Genomic DNA, 658 nt, shown 5'->3' with positions numbered 1-658 from the left:
CAATCTAAAGAAATTTTATTTTTATATTATCACCATCAATTGTAACCAAGCTAGGACTTACCGATTGTGTTTTCGATAAGTTTAATTTTTATATTGACTTAAACTAAATGCATAAATATAATGGTTTTACATTCATTATATGTGACGTGAGTTTTTGCGCTGAAATCAAAAAAACCATTGTTTTTATGCAAAAAGTTTAATTTTGTATTGACTTAAACGTATAGTTTAATTATAATTAACTTATAAACGAAAAGACGAAAAAAGGCAGAAAAGGAGGGAGTTGTTTTGAAAGAATTTTTAACTGCTGATAACATCCAAAACATTTTGGGGGTAGGGCAGGCAAAAGCATATCAAATCATTAGGGAGTTAAATAAGGAACTCAAACAAGAGGGATACAAAGTTGTTAAAGGAAAAGTCAGCCGTGCCAGATTTGAAGAGAAATATATTTATAAAACAACGGGGTGAGTGTCATCAGTTTAAACCAAACTCATTTGTTTATGAAAGAAGCTGTTCCGTTGGCCAGACAAATGGAAGGTGATTGGATAGTAAGAATGAAAATTTCTCTGAATTCAGTCATCATAAATTATTATTTAAACCTTCCCTTAACAATTGAAAATGTTAATGAATTACTGCGAAAAGGCGTTTCATATCGCAGGAT

The 658-nt window shown here is 30.5% G+C and carries 1 protein-coding gene and 1 pseudogene; both read left to right on the top strand.

Going from position 1 to position 658, the window contains the following annotated elements:
* The first annotated feature begins 285 nt into the window (after positions 1-285).
* The gene (locus tag RVS70_RS21740) at positions 286-465 is read left to right on the top strand and encodes a hypothetical protein (RefSeq protein WP_019716390.1); all 180 of its coding nucleotides are present in this window, start codon (positions 286-288) and stop codon (positions 463-465) included.
* A gap of 32 nt (positions 466-497) precedes the next feature.
* Positions 498-658, top strand: a pseudogene (locus RVS70_RS21735) (hypothetical protein); the annotation flags it as partial.

The organism is Virgibacillus sp. M23 (assembly GCF_034190895.1).
GTDB classification, from domain to species: Bacteria; Bacillota; Bacilli; order Bacillales; family Amphibacillaceae; genus Virgibacillus; species Virgibacillus salarius.
The sequence above is the reverse complement of the archived record's forward strand: the minus strand, read 5'-3'. Positions and strand labels throughout refer to the sequence as shown.